Source organism: Paraburkholderia sp. J11-2, from assembly GCF_905220185.1.
In the GTDB taxonomy this organism is placed as follows: domain Bacteria; phylum Pseudomonadota; class Gammaproteobacteria; order Burkholderiales; family Burkholderiaceae; genus Paraburkholderia.
On the sequence record NZ_CAJMYY010000015.1, the window covers coordinates 185,253 to 198,937 of the forward strand.

At 64.6% G+C, this 13,685-nt stretch carries 18 protein-coding genes and 1 riboswitch; of the genes, 10 read left to right on the top strand and 8 right to left on the bottom strand.

All coding sequences use genetic code 11. The features are described from left to right. Window positions 1–35 precede the first annotated feature (35 nt). Complete coding sequence (gene ybgC, locus U5A57_RS22115) at window positions 36–530, bottom strand: tol-pal system-associated acyl-CoA thioesterase (protein ID WP_321913789.1); 495 nt, start codon at window positions 528–530, stop codon at window positions 36–38. 68 nt (window positions 531–598) lie between these two features. After that, window positions 599–1,345 (bottom strand): bifunctional NADP-dependent 3-hydroxy acid dehydrogenase/3-hydroxypropionate dehydrogenase YdfG, encoded by a 747-nt coding sequence (ydfG, locus tag U5A57_RS22120; protein ID WP_321913790.1) that lies wholly within the window; start codon window positions 1,343–1,345, stop codon window positions 599–601. A gap of 197 nt (window positions 1,346–1,542) precedes the next feature. Then, window positions 1,543–1,680, top strand: a riboswitch (ZMP/ZTP riboswitch). Window positions 1,681–1,855: 175 nt separating this feature from the next. On the opposite strand from ydfG, the gene glyA reads away from it, so the two are divergent. The 7 genes from glyA to U5A57_RS22155 all read left to right on the top strand — a co-directional run bounded on the left by glyA (window position 1,856) and on the right by U5A57_RS22155 (window position 6,499). Next, complete coding sequence (glyA, locus tag U5A57_RS22125) at window positions 1,856–3,103, top strand: serine hydroxymethyltransferase (RefSeq protein WP_321913791.1); 1,248 nt, start codon at window positions 1,856–1,858, stop codon at window positions 3,101–3,103. Window positions 3,104–3,118: 15 nt separating this feature from the next. Continuing rightward, window positions 3,119–3,601 carry a transcriptional regulator NrdR gene (gene nrdR, locus U5A57_RS22130; RefSeq protein ID WP_321913792.1) on the top strand — a complete coding sequence of 161 codons (483 nt, stop codon included), beginning with the start codon at window positions 3,119–3,121 and terminating at the stop codon, window positions 3,599–3,601. 157 nt (window positions 3,602–3,758) lie between these two features. After that, window positions 3,759–4,295, top strand: coding sequence for a GspH/FimT family pseudopilin (locus U5A57_RS22135; RefSeq protein WP_321913793.1), 537 nt, complete (start codon window positions 3,759–3,761; stop codon window positions 4,293–4,295). Beyond that, a complete protein-coding gene (locus U5A57_RS22140) occupies window positions 4,292–4,720 on the top strand; it encodes a hypothetical protein (RefSeq protein ID WP_321913794.1) in 429 nt (142 codons plus the stop codon). The genes U5A57_RS22135 and U5A57_RS22140 overlap by 4 nt, the downstream gene beginning before the upstream one ends. Next, window positions 4,717–5,514, top strand: coding sequence for a PilW family protein (locus U5A57_RS22145; RefSeq protein WP_321913795.1), 798 nt, complete (start codon window positions 4,717–4,719; stop codon window positions 5,512–5,514). Before U5A57_RS22140 ends, U5A57_RS22145 begins: the two co-directional genes overlap by 4 nt. Further along, window positions 5,511–6,047 carry a hypothetical protein gene (locus tag U5A57_RS22150; protein WP_321913796.1) on the top strand — a complete coding sequence of 179 codons (537 nt, stop codon included), beginning with the start codon at window positions 5,511–5,513 and terminating at the stop codon, window positions 6,045–6,047. The genes U5A57_RS22145 and U5A57_RS22150 overlap by 4 nt, the downstream gene beginning before the upstream one ends. A gap of 20 nt (window positions 6,048–6,067) precedes the next feature. Next, window positions 6,068–6,499, top strand: coding sequence for a type IV pilin protein (locus tag U5A57_RS22155; protein WP_321913797.1), 432 nt, complete (start codon window positions 6,068–6,070; stop codon window positions 6,497–6,499). A 29-nt stretch (window positions 6,500–6,528) separates the two neighbouring features. Here U5A57_RS22155 and U5A57_RS22160 read toward each other — a convergent pair whose 3' ends face one another. The 3 genes from U5A57_RS22160 to U5A57_RS22170 all read right to left on the bottom strand — a co-directional run bounded on the left by U5A57_RS22160 (window position 6,529) and on the right by U5A57_RS22170 (window position 7,925). Further along, window positions 6,529–7,014, bottom strand: coding sequence for a DUF3318 domain-containing protein (locus tag U5A57_RS22160; RefSeq protein WP_321913798.1), 486 nt, complete (start codon window positions 7,012–7,014; stop codon window positions 6,529–6,531). 15 nt (window positions 7,015–7,029) lie between these two features. Further along, window positions 7,030–7,416 (bottom strand): phage holin family protein, encoded by a 387-nt coding sequence (locus U5A57_RS22165; protein WP_321913799.1) that lies wholly within the window; start codon window positions 7,414–7,416, stop codon window positions 7,030–7,032. 206 nt (window positions 7,417–7,622) lie between these two features. Further along, a complete protein-coding gene (locus U5A57_RS22170) occupies window positions 7,623–7,925 on the bottom strand; it encodes a DUF883 family protein (RefSeq protein WP_007584918.1) in 303 nt (100 codons plus the stop codon). A 361-nt stretch (window positions 7,926–8,286) separates the two neighbouring features. Here U5A57_RS22170 and U5A57_RS22175 point away from each other — a divergent pair, with 361 nt between their 5' ends. Next, on the top strand, window positions 8,287–8,925 hold the full coding sequence (locus tag U5A57_RS22175; RefSeq protein WP_321913800.1) for a peroxiredoxin: 639 nt from the start codon (window positions 8,287–8,289) through the stop codon (window positions 8,923–8,925). A gap of 90 nt (window positions 8,926–9,015) precedes the next feature. On the opposite strand, the gene U5A57_RS22180 is transcribed toward U5A57_RS22175, so the two are convergent. After that, window positions 9,016–10,206: an acyl-CoA dehydrogenase gene (locus tag U5A57_RS22180; RefSeq protein ID WP_091996231.1), complete on the bottom strand. Its 1,191-nt coding sequence runs from the start codon at window positions 10,204–10,206 to the stop codon at window positions 9,016–9,018. 127 nt (window positions 10,207–10,333) lie between these two features. Between U5A57_RS22180 and U5A57_RS22185 the strand changes: the two genes are divergently transcribed. Next, window positions 10,334–11,134, top strand: a complete 801-nt coding sequence (locus U5A57_RS22185) for an IclR family transcriptional regulator (protein WP_321913801.1) — start codon at window positions 10,334–10,336, stop codon at window positions 11,132–11,134. Window positions 11,135–11,209: 75 nt separating this feature from the next. Here the strand turns inward: U5A57_RS22185 and argF are convergent, their stop codons facing one another. Beyond that, complete coding sequence (gene argF, locus U5A57_RS22190; protein ID WP_321913802.1) at window positions 11,210–12,139, bottom strand: ornithine carbamoyltransferase; 930 nt, start codon at window positions 12,137–12,139, stop codon at window positions 11,210–11,212. Window positions 12,140–12,785: 646 nt separating this feature from the next. On the opposite strand from argF, the gene U5A57_RS22195 reads away from it, so the two are divergent. Further along, window positions 12,786–13,133, top strand: coding sequence for a DUF3579 domain-containing protein (locus U5A57_RS22195; protein ID WP_133182706.1), 348 nt, complete (start codon window positions 12,786–12,788; stop codon window positions 13,131–13,133). A 162-nt stretch (window positions 13,134–13,295) separates the two neighbouring features. Here the strand turns inward: U5A57_RS22195 and rpsT are convergent, their stop codons facing one another. Continuing rightward, window positions 13,296–13,568, bottom strand: a complete 273-nt coding sequence (gene rpsT, locus U5A57_RS22200; RefSeq protein ID WP_069262794.1) for a 30S ribosomal protein S20 — start codon at window positions 13,566–13,568, stop codon at window positions 13,296–13,298. Window positions 13,569–13,685 lie beyond the last annotated feature (117 nt).

The window sequence follows — 13,685 nt, forward strand, 5'->3', positions numbered from 1 at the left end:
CCGGCGCGAGTTCACTGGCGTCGTATCAACGGTAATTACTGCACTGCCGTTGACACGGCGTACAGGTCTTTCTGTGGCCCACGTAGCAAGGCTTCATGAACGGGGGCCGGAATGGGCGCGGGGCGCATGGCTGTGCTGTCGACGCAGGCGACACGAATGGTGCCCGTGGCGAGCAGCGTGTTCTCGCGCCACGCTTCCTGCATGAAGTCGACCGAGGCGCGGCCAAGCTTCTCGACGCGGCTGACGGTGGTCACGACGTCGTCGAGGCGCGCGGGTGAACGGTAGTCGAGCGCAGTGCTGCGCACGACGAAGAGCACGCCCGTTTCCTCGGCGAGCCGACGCTGATCGACGCCGCACGCGCGCAGCCATTCGGTGCGCGCGCGTTCGAAGAACTTCAGATAATTCGCGTAAAACACGATGCCACCGGCGTCGGTGTCCTCGTAATAGACGCGTATCGGCCACGTAAAACCGCGCCCGGCCGGTGACGATGCGGCGTCCGGCTTGCTGGTCGAATTTTCCATGCCGCGCATTCTACCGGAACGCGCGGCCCCAACGTCTTTCGTACGACTGACGTAAGTATAAAATTTGTAAGGTAATTTTAGCCGCGATGGATGCTGAGGCCGGCGAATGTCTGGGCAACGGGCATCAATTCGATCGTGTTGATGTTCACGTGTGCGGGGCGCGTGGCGATCCAGTAGATCGAGTCGGCGATGTCCTCGGCCGTGAGCGGTTGCACGTCCTTGTAGACGTTGGCCGCCTTGGTGTCGTCGCCGCGAAAGCGCACATTCGAGAACTCGGTGCCGCCGCACAGGCCCGGCTCGATGTCGGTCACGCGCAGCGCGGTGCCCGCGAGGTCCGCGCGCAGGTTCAGGCTGAATTGGCGCACGAAGGCCTTGGTCGCGCCGTAGACGTTGCCGCCCGCATACGGCCAGCGGCCCGCCACGGAACCGAGGTTGAAGATGTGGCCGCGGTTGCGCGCGATCATGCCGGGCAGAAACGCGTGGGTGACCTGCACGAGGCCCGTGCAGTTGGTGTCGATCATGGTTTCCCACTCGTCGAGGTCGGCCTTCTGTGCCGGTTCTACGCCGAGCGCGAGGCCGGCGTTGTTGACCAGCACGTCGACGCCGGCGAACTCGGGCGGCAGCGCGCCGGGCGCGGCTTCGACCGCGGCGCGGTCGCGTACGTCGAGCTCGATGGGCAGAAGGGCGTCGCCGAGTTCGGCGGCGAGCGCGTCGAGGCGGTCCTTGCGGCGGGCCGTGGCGACGACGCGATGTCCGCCCGTGACAAAGGCCCGCGCAATGGCGGCGCCGAATCCTGCGGATGCGCCGGTGACGAAAACGATCATGGTGGCTCCCTGGTCGGTAGAAGGCGAGGAAAGCGGAAAGCCTACTTCCAATGCCGCGTTGCGGCAAGGAAGGGACAGAACGCGCGAGGGCCGCATCGCCGGTACCACCGGCCGTCGCGCCAGCAGGCGCGGGGCGCCCGGCCGCATGGGGCGCGGGCGGTTGCCTATTCCCTGCCGTTCCAATACACTAACGCGCTCAATCCCTGCGTGACTGGCGATAGGGTTCCAAAATAGCGGCGATGGCGGTAGCAATCTGCCCGCAATGAGGGACTCAAGGTGGAACGACCCACCGTGAAGCGCAGGGTGCCGTTTTGCCGTTCGCCTGGGCAGCCTGATTTCGCGCGCTTTCGTTAGCGCTGCGGGGCCTTTACCGGCCGTGGCTGTCCAGCCTCGCGTGTGCGGCACCTCCTTCCGCCACGTCAAGGCTGGCCTCTTCGCCAGCAGCGCCGCGTACCCGCTACGCGTTCTGCGCGAGACCCGGTCAACCTGAACACACTTAACGGAATCCGTATGTTTGACAGAGCCGAAAGCACCATCGCCAACGTCGATCCCGAACTCTTCAAGGCGATCGAACTCGAAAACCGCCGCCAGGAAGAGCACATCGAGCTCATCGCGTCGGAAAACTACACCTCGCCCGCAGTCATGGCCGCGCAGGGTTCGCAGCTCACCAACAAGTACGCCGAAGGCTACCCCGGTAAGCGCTATTACGGCGGCTGCGAATACGTGGATATCGTCGAGCAGCTCGCGATCGACCGCGTGAAGCAGCTGTTCGGCGCGGAAGCCGCGAACGTTCAGCCGAACTCGGGCTCGCAGGCCAACCAGGGCGTGTTCTTCGCCGTGCTCAAGCCGGGCGACACCATCATGGGCATGAGCCTCGCCGAAGGCGGCCACCTCACGCACGGCATGGCGCTGAACATGAGCGGCAAGTGGTTCAACGTCGTGAGCTACGGCCTCGACGCCAAGGAAGACATCGACTACGAAGCGCTCGAAAAGCGCGCGCACGAAACGAAGCCGAAGCTGATCATCGCTGGCGCGTCGGCATTCGCGCTGCGTATCGACTTCGAGCGCATCGCCAAGGTTGCCAAGGCGGTTGGCGCGTACTTCATGGTCGACATGGCGCACTACGCGGGCCTGATCGCTGCGGGCGTCTACCCGAACCCGGTGCCGCACGCCGACTTCGTCACCACGACCACGCACAAGAGCCTGCGCGGCCCGCGCGGCGGCGTGATCCTGATGAAGGCGGAGTTCGAGAAGCAGATCAACTCGGCCATCTTCCCGGGCATTCAGGGCGGTCCGCTCATGCACGTCATCGCCGGTAAGGCCGTGGCGTTCAAGGAAGCGCTCTCGCCGGAATTCAAGACCTACCAGCAGCAAGTGGTCGAGAACGCTCGCGTGCTGGCGGAAACGCTGGTCAAGCGCGGTCTGCGCATCGTTTCGGGCCGCACGGAAAGCCACGTGATGCTGGTGGACCTGCGCGCGAAGAACATTACCGGCAAGGCAGCTGAAGCCGTGCTTGGCAGCGCGCACATCACGGTGAACAAGAACGCAATTCCGAACGATCCGGAAAAGCCGTTTGTGACGAGCGGCATCCGCCTCGGTTCGCCGGCCATGACAACGCGCGGCTTCGGCGTGAAGGAAGCCGAGCAGGTGGGCAACCTGATTGCCGACGTGCTCGACAATCCGGAAGACGCCGCCACGATCGAGCGCGTGAAGGCGCAGGTCGCTGAGCTGACGAAGCGCTTCCCGGTCTACCGCTAAGCCACGCGATAGGCCATGCGCTGCCCCTTTTGCCGGCACGAAGACACGCAGGTCGTCGACTCGCGCGTGTCCGAAGACGGCGCCGCGATCCGGCGCCGCCGCCGCTGCCCGGCCTGCGACAAGCGTTTCACGACGTACGAGCGGGTCGAGCTGGCGATGCCGTCTATCGTCAAGAAGGATGGCAGCCGCACGGAATTCGACCGCCGCAAGATCATGGCGAGCATGCAACTGGCGCTGCGCAAGCGCCCGGTTGCGGCCGATGCGATCGACGCGGCGGTTGCCCGTATCGAATATCAATTGCTCGGCAGCGGCGAGCGCGAAGTGCGCAGCGAGCGCCTTGGCGAGCTCGTGATGGGCGAATTGCGCGAGCTCGACAAGGTCGCGTTTGTCCGGTTTGCTTCGGTGTACCGACGCTTCGAAGACGTCTCCGAATTCGAAGACGTGATCGAGGAATTCCGCCGTGCGGGTGCTGCCAACAACCCCACGAAAAAGCGCTGAGCGCATTCGCATTTTTCTTCCCTCCCGCTTTGCCGCTGTCGTAACGCTTGCATTCTCGCGAGCCGACGCTGCGCGCACCAGCTAGCCGTTCGGCTAATTGTTTCGTTTCCTGTTCGTCCGTAGATTGATGGCAATCCGCTCAAATTAAGGATTGCTGATGAAGCACGGAGGATTCACACTCGTCGAGACGATGGTCGTCATCGTCTTGCTGGCGATCTGCGCAACGCTTTCCACGCCTGTTTTCACCGCGTGGCGCGTGCGCGACCAGGTCGACGCACGCGCCAACGCCATGCTCGGCACGCTTGCCTACGCGCGCAACGAGGCGATACGGCGCAAGGCGCGCATTACCGTTTGCCGCGTCGATACTGCGCGCAATTGCCTGGCGGCGGCTAAGGCGTGTCCGTCCGGTAGTGCCGACTGGTCATGCGGTTGGGCCGTCATGATCGAGCGCGCGGGCGCGTATATCCCTTTGCGCATCCAGCCGGCGCTCGACTCGATCACCGTGGCTTCGGGGCTCACCGCCATCACGTTTTCGCCGCCGGCGGGGCAAACCATTGGTAGCTTGCGCAACTTCGAGTTCGCCCCGCGGACCACATCGGCTGCGCAGCGCGGCGCGAGCTGGCGGCGCTGCATACGCATCGCGGCGGGCGGCCGGGCACGAGTGAGCGACGGCGCATGCACGGGTGCGTCGTGAGCCGGGCCAGTGAGCGTGGCGTGCGCGGATCGACGCTGCTCGAAGTTGCCATTGCGCTCGGCGTCATGGCGATGTGCGGGCTCGGCCTGATGAGCACGCAGCTCGGGGTGGCCCGGCATGCGCAGCTGGCAGCGGCGCGCGAACGCGCGGTGTTTACCGCTGACGCCATTGCCGAAGCCGCACGCGTGGCAGGCGCATCTGGCTCCCCGATCGATCGATGGAAGGCGCTGACGGCGAGCGTTGTGTCGGAAGGGCAGCTGACCACGTCGAGTGCGGGCGGAGACGCATCGATCGCGTCTGTGAGTTGGGTGGCGACACCGTTCGGCGCAGCGTCAGGTTCGGCTGCGGCCTCGCGGGTCGCGCCATGTCTCGATGCAACGGCGCCCGCAGGGCGCGCCTGCGTCGCCTTGGCATTTCTGCGATGAGTAAGCGTCTCGCGTATGCACGCCGGCATGCTGGCCACACACTGCTCGAACTGACGATTGCCGTGGCGCTCGGTCTCGTGGTGACGCTGGGTGCGCTCTCGGCCTACCGCACGCAGCGCCAGGCCTACGCGCTGGCGAGCGATGCCGTGCGTATCCACGAGGCCGGCATGAACGCATTGATGTTGATCGGCGAGCAGATCCAGATGGCCGGCTTTACCGCAGCCGATGCGCGCTCGCCGCTTGCCGGTCCTGCAATTTTCGGCTGCGCTGCCGGGCGACCGAGCGGTGCCGACGCCGCGCTTGCCTGCGAGTCGCTGTCGAGCCGCTCCGATGGGCTGGCGGTGCGCTACCTAGGCGACGGAGTCTCGACGTGGCCCGCCGCGAACGGCCAGGTCACCGACTGCCTCGGGCAGGCGGTGGGCGCAGCGGGCGTCGAAATCGTGAACCGCTATCACGCCAAGGTGAGCGGCTCGACCGGCGAGACCGAGCTTTATTGCGAGGGCTCCGGCAAGGTCGGCACGGCGCAGCCGCTTGTCGAGGGCGTCGAGCGGTTGCGCTTGCGCTACTGGACGGCGGGCGCGGCGCAGGCGGTCGAAGCTTCGGCGCTCACGCGCGACCAATGGGCTGCGGTCGTCGCGGTCGATCTCTGCGTGCTGGTGCGCGGGGCGCTCCTTTCCCGGCGCGTGCGCTATGTCGATTGCGATGGCGTGCAGGCAGTCGGCGCCGATGGGCGAGCGCGACAAACGTTCTGGCGGCACGTCGTGCTGCGCAACGTTCTGCCGGCGGCGTCATGAGCACGCGCCTTTGTGTGACGCATCGCCCATGCGCCGCTCGTCGCGGCGTCGCGCTGCCGGTCGTGCTGCTCATTGTCGCGATGATGCTCGTGACTTCGGCGGCATGGTTCGAGGCAGCGTTGTTCGCGCGGCGCAACGCAGATGCTGTAGCCGATCATCTGCAGTCCTTCCATGCCGCTGACGCCGCGCTCGTGTTGTGCTCGCGTGCGCTGGCGAATGGCTCGCTCGCCGCGCCTGCGGCCGCCACGCAGCCCGGCGAGCCGCAAGCCTGGCGAAAGCAGGACAGCTTCGAGCGGCTGGCCATTGCGCCCGTTGCCGCCTGGCCCGGGTCCGGGCGCGCGCCGCAATGCTTCGTCGAAGCCTGGCGCATCGAGAGCCGCCCGCTGGCGCGCGCGTATCTCGTCACGGCGCGAGGGTTTGGCGCATCGGAAGACACACAAAGCTGGCTGCAGAACCAGTTGACCATCGAAGCCGAGGGCGATGAGACGCGCGTCGAGCATCACTGGCGTCACGTCGTCGCGAGGCCGTTTTGACAAGTCAAGCGGGAGGGAAGGTGAAGAGCAACCGCTACAGCGCGTTCACACTGCTGGAGCTGGTCATCGCGCTGGCGGTGGCCGCAATCGTCGCGGCCTTCGCGCTGCCGGGATGGAGCGCGCAGATCGCGCGGGGACATCGCATCGACGCTGTCGCCGCGCTCTATCGGGCGGCGCAGTTCGTCGATACGCAGAGCGCGTCGATGGCGTCGTTGCCCGCCGGATTCGACCAGGCGCCGCCGACGGGTACGCCCATCTACCGCTTGCGCGTGTTGCCCGCAGACGAGTCCAACGGCGGCTACGCCATCGCGGCCGATCCTGTGGAAATCGGCCCGATGCGCGGCGACGCTTGCGGCGCGTTCGTACTCGACGCAACCGGCGCGCGTAGCAACCACGCTGCAGGCGGCGGCGCTGTCGCGGCGGCTATCCAAACGTGCTGGCGGGACAGGTGAAGGCCTGGGAACTGCGCAACGCCCGGCAGTCAGCCGGTGAGATCGTCTTCGTCGGACCTGGAGCGGGCGGGCGGGTTCGAAGAGGTGTCGCGCTGGCGCCGCACCTGCTGCCACACGCGGTACGCCTCCCAGGCCGTAAAGGCGAGGCCGCCCCACTTGATGACGGGGCGCGCCGCCGAAACGATGCTTGTGCGCAGCGGTTTCGCCACAATGAGCGAGACGAGCGAGCTGACCAGCGGATATTCCTTGAGCAGGCTGCCGAGGCCGGAAGCCACGCCGCCGCCGGAGCCGCCGCCGGAGCCGGAGCGACCGAAGCCGGGCACCACGAAGCGCAGCCAGCTGAAATTCGTGACTGTCGCGCGGATGTCGACGAGCGCTTCAGCCATTTCGGCGCGCTCGACGCTAGCTCGCACGAGCAGCAGTTCCTTGCGCAGCGCGCGCAGTTGTGGCGTCGAGAGGTCGTGTGCACGACCGCCGCGAGGGCGAAAAGCGGTGTCCGGTCGGGGTTGGTTCATGGCGTCGGCTCGCGGCTAGGGGTTGCGCAGGGCATCTCGGTCTTTCTCGAATTCTTCGAGCGTCGCCTGGAACACGAGTGGCGCGGTGTGCAGGCCGCGTCGCGCCTTCAGGCCGCAGAAAATCGCCGCGACCGCATAGAGGATCGTGAGACCGGCGAGCGCCTCCCAGCGGTACGTGTCCCAGAAGGCGATCGCAACGAGCGCCGTGAGCGCGATTAGCGCAAGCATCGCGAACATCATTCCCGCGAGGCCGAGGAAGAGCACGCCGATGAGGCGGTCTTTCTCCTCGGCGAGTTCGATGCCGATCAGTTCTAGCCGCGTCTGTAGCATCGCGGACGCGGAGCCGAGCAGTCGGCGCAACGGCCCGTGTTCGTGTCGCTGCGAGTGGGTGTCTGTCGTCATGGCGATGGCAGGTGGCGCAGGCGTGTGCCCAAGCAATGCGCAGGAAAAAGCGCAAAAAGAAACAGCGGGCGGAATCGCTCGGCAAGACCAATGGGCGCGGCGGGGCGCGCCCGAGAAAAGCCGTCAGGCAAGCGCCGCCAGCGGGCTGTACGACCGCGCCGAACGAGCGGCCCTGAGACCGCCCGCGTGGCGAAGGATGCGCCGCTTTACTTGCGGTTGATCAGCAGACCGACCAGCACGCCCACGCCGGCGGCGATGCCGATCGACGCCCACGGATGCTCGTGGACGTAATCGTCGGTTGCGCGCGCCGCTTTCTTGCCTTTCTCGACCACGACCACCTGGACGTCGGCGGCCTTCTCCTTCGCCTGCTTCAGACGCGAGAGTGCCGTTTCGCGCAATTCCGAAGCGCGCTCGCCCGTAGCGCTCGCAGCCTGCTTGAGCAGGTCCTCTGCATCCGCGAGGACGGTTTTGATATCGGACATCAGCCTCTCCTTGTTGACTTCTGACATTGACTGGCTCCCATCGTGTCACATCACGCGTGAATCGTAACAAAGATACGGGCGCTGGCAAGCATGACGCGCCGCCACGACCCTGAATTCGCACGATCTGTTCCCGCGAACGCGTGTGGAACGGGTTGTGAATGGCGCGCGCAAAAGCAGCGCGCGGTGAGAGTCATGGATCTGATCCGGCACCTAAAGTTTCCCTCAACTCGCTCAAAATTACAAAAACTCATACCGGTGTGAGCCGATGTTCGTTCGCGGGGCACGATCAGGGCCTGTATGCTTGGGTGTTGTAAACGTCTACCGGATCAACGCGCCGCGCGCGCCGTGTCGATCAAACTCCGTTCATCTCGTTCAAAGGAACCGCACCATGAGTCTACGTCTTGGCGATATCGCACCCGACTTCGAGCAGGATTCGAGCATTGGCCGCATCAAGTTTCACGAGTGGCTCGGCAATAGCTGGGGCGTGCTGTTTTCGCACCCGGCCGACTTCACGCCGGTCTGCACGACCGAACTTGGCCTGACCGCGAAGCTCAAGGACGAATTCGAGAAGCGCAACGTGAAGACGATTGCGCTTTCGGTCGATAGCGCCCAGTCGCACAACGAATGGATCAAGGACATCAACGAGACGCAGGCGGCAAGCGTCGGTTTCCCGATTCTCGCGGACGGCGACCGCAAGGTGTCCACGCTGTACGACATGATCCATCCGAACGCGAACGAGACGTTCACGGTTCGCTCGCTCTTCGTGATCGACCCGAACAAGAAGGTGCGCCTCATCATCACCTATCCGGCGAGTACGGGTCGCAACTTCGACGAAGTGCTGCGCGTGATCGACTCGCTGCAGCTCACCGACCACTATCAGGTCGCGACGCCCGGCAACTGGAAGCAGGGCGACGACGTCGTGATCGTCCCGTCGCTGAAGGACGAAGAGGTCATCAAGCAGAAGTTCCCGAAGGGCTACAAGGCGCTGCGTCCGTATCTGCGCTTGACGCCGCAGCCGAACAAGTAAGCCGTTCGGCTAACGCCAAAACAAAAGCGCCGCACGAAAACCATCGTGCGGCGCTTTTTTATGAGCAGATGATGCCGAGCGGGGCGGCGATCAGAAGAACGCCTGGATACCCGTCTGTGCGCGGCCGAGGATCAGCGCGTGAATGTCGTGCGTGCCTTCGTACGTGTTCACCACTTCGAGGTTCACGAGGTGGCGCGCCACGCCGAATTCGTCGGAGATGCCGTTGCCGCCCAGCATGTCGCGGGCGAGACGCGCGATATCGAGCGACTTGCCGCACGAATTGCGCTTCATGATCGACGTGATCTCGACAGCGGCCGTGCCTTCGTCCTTCATGCGGCCGAGACGCAGGCAGCCCTGCAGGCCGAGCGTGATTTCCGTTTGCATGTCGGCGAGCTTCTTCTGGATCAGCTGGTTTGCCGCGAGCGGGCGGCCGAACTGTTTGCGGTCGAGCACATATTGGCGCGCCGTGTGCCAGCACGACTCCGCTGCGCCGAGCGCGCCCCAGGCGATGCCATAGCGCGCCGAATTCAGGCAGGTGAACGGACCGCGCAGGCCCTTCACACCCGGCATGATGTTTTCTTCCGGCACGAACACTTCGTCGAGCACGATTTCGCCGGTGATCGAGGCGCGCAGGCCGACCTTGCCGTGGATGGCGGGCGCCGAGAGACCCTTCCAGCCTTTCTCGAGGATGAAGCCGCGAATGTCGTCCTTGCCGTCTTCCTCGAGCTTCGCCCAGACGACGAAGACGTCGGCGATAGGCGAGTTCGTGATCCACATCTTCGCGCCCGAGAGCGAGTAGCCGCCGTTCACTTTCTTCGCGCGCGTGACCATGCTGCCCGGGTCCGAGCCGTGGTTCGGCTCCGTAAGACCGAAGCAGCCGATCCACTCGCCGCTGGCGAGCTTGGGCAGGTACTTCTGCTTTTGCGCTTCCGAGCCGAATTCGAAGATCGGCACCATCACGAGCGACGACTGCACCGACATCATCGAGCGATAGCCCGAGTCGACGCGCTCCACTTCGCGCGCAATCAGGCCGTAGCTCACGTAGTTCAGGCCCGGGCCGCCGTATTGCTCGGGAATCGTCGGGCCGAGCAGGCCGACTTCGCCCATCTCGCGGAAGATCGAGGCGTCCGTCTTCTCGTGGCGGAACGCTTCCAGCACGCGCGGCGCAAGCTTGTCCTGGGCGTACGCGGCGGCGGCGTCGCGCACCATGCGCTCCTCTTCGGTGAGCTGCTGGTCGAGCAGAAGCGGGTCTTCCCAATGGAACTGGGCGTGTGCGGCCATGGTGTCTCTCCTTTCCTCAAATCCTTTAGATGGGCGAATTTGCGCTTGACTCTGGTTCCGCTATGCGGAACAATGTTTTGCAAATTAACTTTAGTGTAGCACCAGGGCGCCCATGTCTGCATCCGGAATGACTACGACTTCCTCTTTTTCTTCTTCGCTGGCTGAGGGTCCGATCGACGAGCGCAAGTTCGTCGTGGCGCTCGCCCGCGGGCTCGACCTGCTGCGGGCGTTCCGCCCAGGCGAGACGCTGCTCGGCAATCGCGACTTCGTTGAGCGCACGGGCTTGCCGAAGGCAACCGTGAACCGGCTCGCGTACACGCTCACCGTGCTCGGTTATCTGCGTTTTGACGAATCGCTCGGCAAATATGCGCTCGACGCCGGGGTGCTGTCACTCGGCTTTGCGCTGCTGTCCGGCACGGACACGCTCGAACTCGCCCGCCCGCATATGCGCGCGTTCGCGCGCGAGGTGGGCGCCGCGGTGTCGCTCGGTTGTCGCGACGGTCTGGACGTGATCTATCTGGATACCATCCGCAGCGAGACGGCGCTCACGCTGGGCCTCGCCTCAGGCTCGCGGCTGTCGATGCTCACGAGTTCGATGGGCCGCGCGTATCTGGCCGTGCAGCCTATCGATGTGCGCATGGCGCTGTTCGCGGAACTGGAGAAGGCGGCGGGCGCTGAAGGACCGGCGCTGGTCGAGGCCGCAAAGCGCGAGATCGAAGTGTTCGGCAAGGAAGGGTGCTGCTATTCGTTTCGCGATTGGCACGAAGACGTCAACGCCGTGGCGGTGCCGTTTCGCGAGCCGCGCGAGCGCCGCTGGCTCGTGCTCAGCTGCAGCGGGCCGGCTTCGTCGATGGGGCCCGACGTGTTTCGCGAGCGTGTGGCACCGCTCCTGAAGTCGCTGGCGCGGCGGCTTGGCGAAACGGTCTGACGCGCGAGCCGCGCGCAGCGGGCACAAAAAAGCCGACCTGCGGGTCGGCTTTTTCATGGCGACGTGCGGCGAGATTCAGTGGTTCAAGCGGCCGAGCAGCAGGAACTCCATCAGCGCCTTCTGCACGTGCAGGCGGTTTTCCGCTTCGTCCCAAACCACGCTCTGCGGGCCGTCGATCACCTCGGCGCTCACTTCCTCCCCGCGGTGCGCGGGCAAGCAGTGCATGAAGAGCGCGTCGGCGTTGGCGCGAGCCATCATCGGCGCGTCCACGCACCAGTCGGCGAACGCTTGCTTGCGTGCTTCGTTTTCGGCCTCGAAGCCCATGCTGGTCCAGACGTCGGTCGTCACGAGGTCGGCGCCGTCGCAGGCGTCGTGCGGGTCTTCGAACACTTCGTAGAACGGCTTGCTTTCCGGTGCGACCAGCGCCGGATCGAGCGGATAGCCCGGCGGCGTCGAAATCCGCAGCTTGAAGCCGAGGATCTGCGCGGCTTCGATCCACGTGTAGAGCATGTTGTTGGCGTCGCCGACCCACGCCACGGTCTTGCCGCGGATCGGGCCGCGATGCTCGTAGAACGTGAAGATGTCGGCGAGCACCTGGCAGGGGTGGTACTCGTTCGTCAGACCGTTGATGACCGGCACGCGCGAGCTTTCGGCAAAGCGCTGGAGGATGTCCTGGCCGAACGTGCGGATCATGATGATGTCGACCATGCGCGAGATGACCTGCGCCGAATCTTCGATCGGCTCGCCGCGGCCGAGCTGCGTATCGCGCGTGTTCATGAACACGGCGTGGCCGCCCAGCTGGAAGATACCCGCTTCGAACGAGAGGCGCGTGCGCGTGGAGCTCTTCTCGAAGATCATCGCCAGCGTGCGGTCGTGCAGCGGGTGATAGGTCTCGTAGTTCTTGAACTTGCGCTTCAGGATGCGCGCGCGCTCCAGCACATATTCATATTCGTCAAGGGAGAAATCCTTGAACTGCAGGTAATGGCGTATGGTCCGGGAGGTCATGAAACAAAAACGGCGCCCGATCCGGCCTCGAACTGCAGGATTGGGCCGGCGACGCCGCTGCGGTTGGTGGTAAGTCAAAGCAGCATAAAGGATTTTGCGCATTTTGACGAGTTGCCCAAAAATTAGGCAGGGTGCCCTGACGTGGGGAGGGTGGCGCTTTCGGGGTAGCTTTCGCGGCGGTTTCGCGAGCATCGAGAGGGCCCGGATTTAGCCTTTCAAGTGCCTTGTGTGCACTGCGTCAAAACGGTCGGTGCGCTATAATCCCAGAGATTTCTTAGGCACGACAAACGGGCCCTGGACGTGTGGTGGCAACACCTGCGGCAAGGTGGCGACACCTCGCGGCAACGGCAGGCAAGCCCGCGGGAGCGGCCTGTGCGCTGACTGGCAGTGCGCCGCGAAATCGTCCCGTCGATCCCGTTGCGAGACCTGCTTGTGACGTTTGGCGGCGGCGATTTTCGAGACTGAACGCCAGGCGGGGTGCGCGGCAGCCGTTTCCTATCCATCGGACTGTCCATGCGCGTGGCGGCGGGCGATCCCCGCAGCCGGCGTTGCGCGGTACCAGCGAGGTACCAGCGCGGGCGCAGCGCTCGTGCCGCCGTTACATGCTGCAAACGCACCCAGCAGCTACACACACAGGTACTCCTGCATGGCCGACGAAGCTCCAACCGAATACTTCATTCAAGGCATCACCAGCGCGGGGAAGAAGTTTCGTCCGAGCGACTGGTCGGAGCGCCTCGCCGGGGTCATGTCGAGCTTCGGTCCGAAAGCGTCGGCCAATGCGCGCGGCCCGAACGCCTATCTGCGCTACTCGCTCTATGTGCGCCCGACAATGATCGGCGACCTCAAAGTCGTCGTGCTGGACTCGCGTTTAAAGGACGTCGAGCCGATGGCCTTCAATTTCGTCATGAACTTCGCGAAGGACAACGACCTCGTCGTGACCGAGGCGTGCGAACTGCCGCACGATCACGCCACGCAGCAAGCCACGGTGCGCTAACGGCGCAGCCGCGGCAACGAATGGACCCGCTTCGGCGGGTTTTTTTGTGCCGGCGGTGTTGCCCGTTGTGTGCCGGGCAGAAACAAAAAAACCCGCCGAAGCGGGTTTTTTGTCGTGCAGCTCGAAGAGAGCGCTGCCAGCGTGGCCGGCAGTCCGAATCTCTTACTGAGCAGCTTGCATGGCCTTGACGGCAGCAGCCAGGCGGCTCTTATGGCGAGCGGCCTTGTTCTTGTGAACGATCTTCTTGTCGGCGATGATGTCGAGCGTCTTGCCCGATGCCTTCAGAACTTCAGCAGCCTTGGCCTGGTCGCCGGCGTCGATTGCCTTGCGAACAGCCTTGATGGCGGTGCGGAACTTCGAGCGCAGTGCCGAGTTGTGCGAGTTTGCCTTAGCGGCCTGACGGGCGCGCTTGCGTGCTTGTGCGGAGTTTGCCATTGCGATTCCTTGTGATTGCGGAGCGTGGGCTTGGCCAGCGCTCTTTGCCTGGATTTGAACCTTCGGCAGCGCTGCCGGGGAGTTCAAAACGGTATTTGCCAGTTGAGTTTGTTCAAC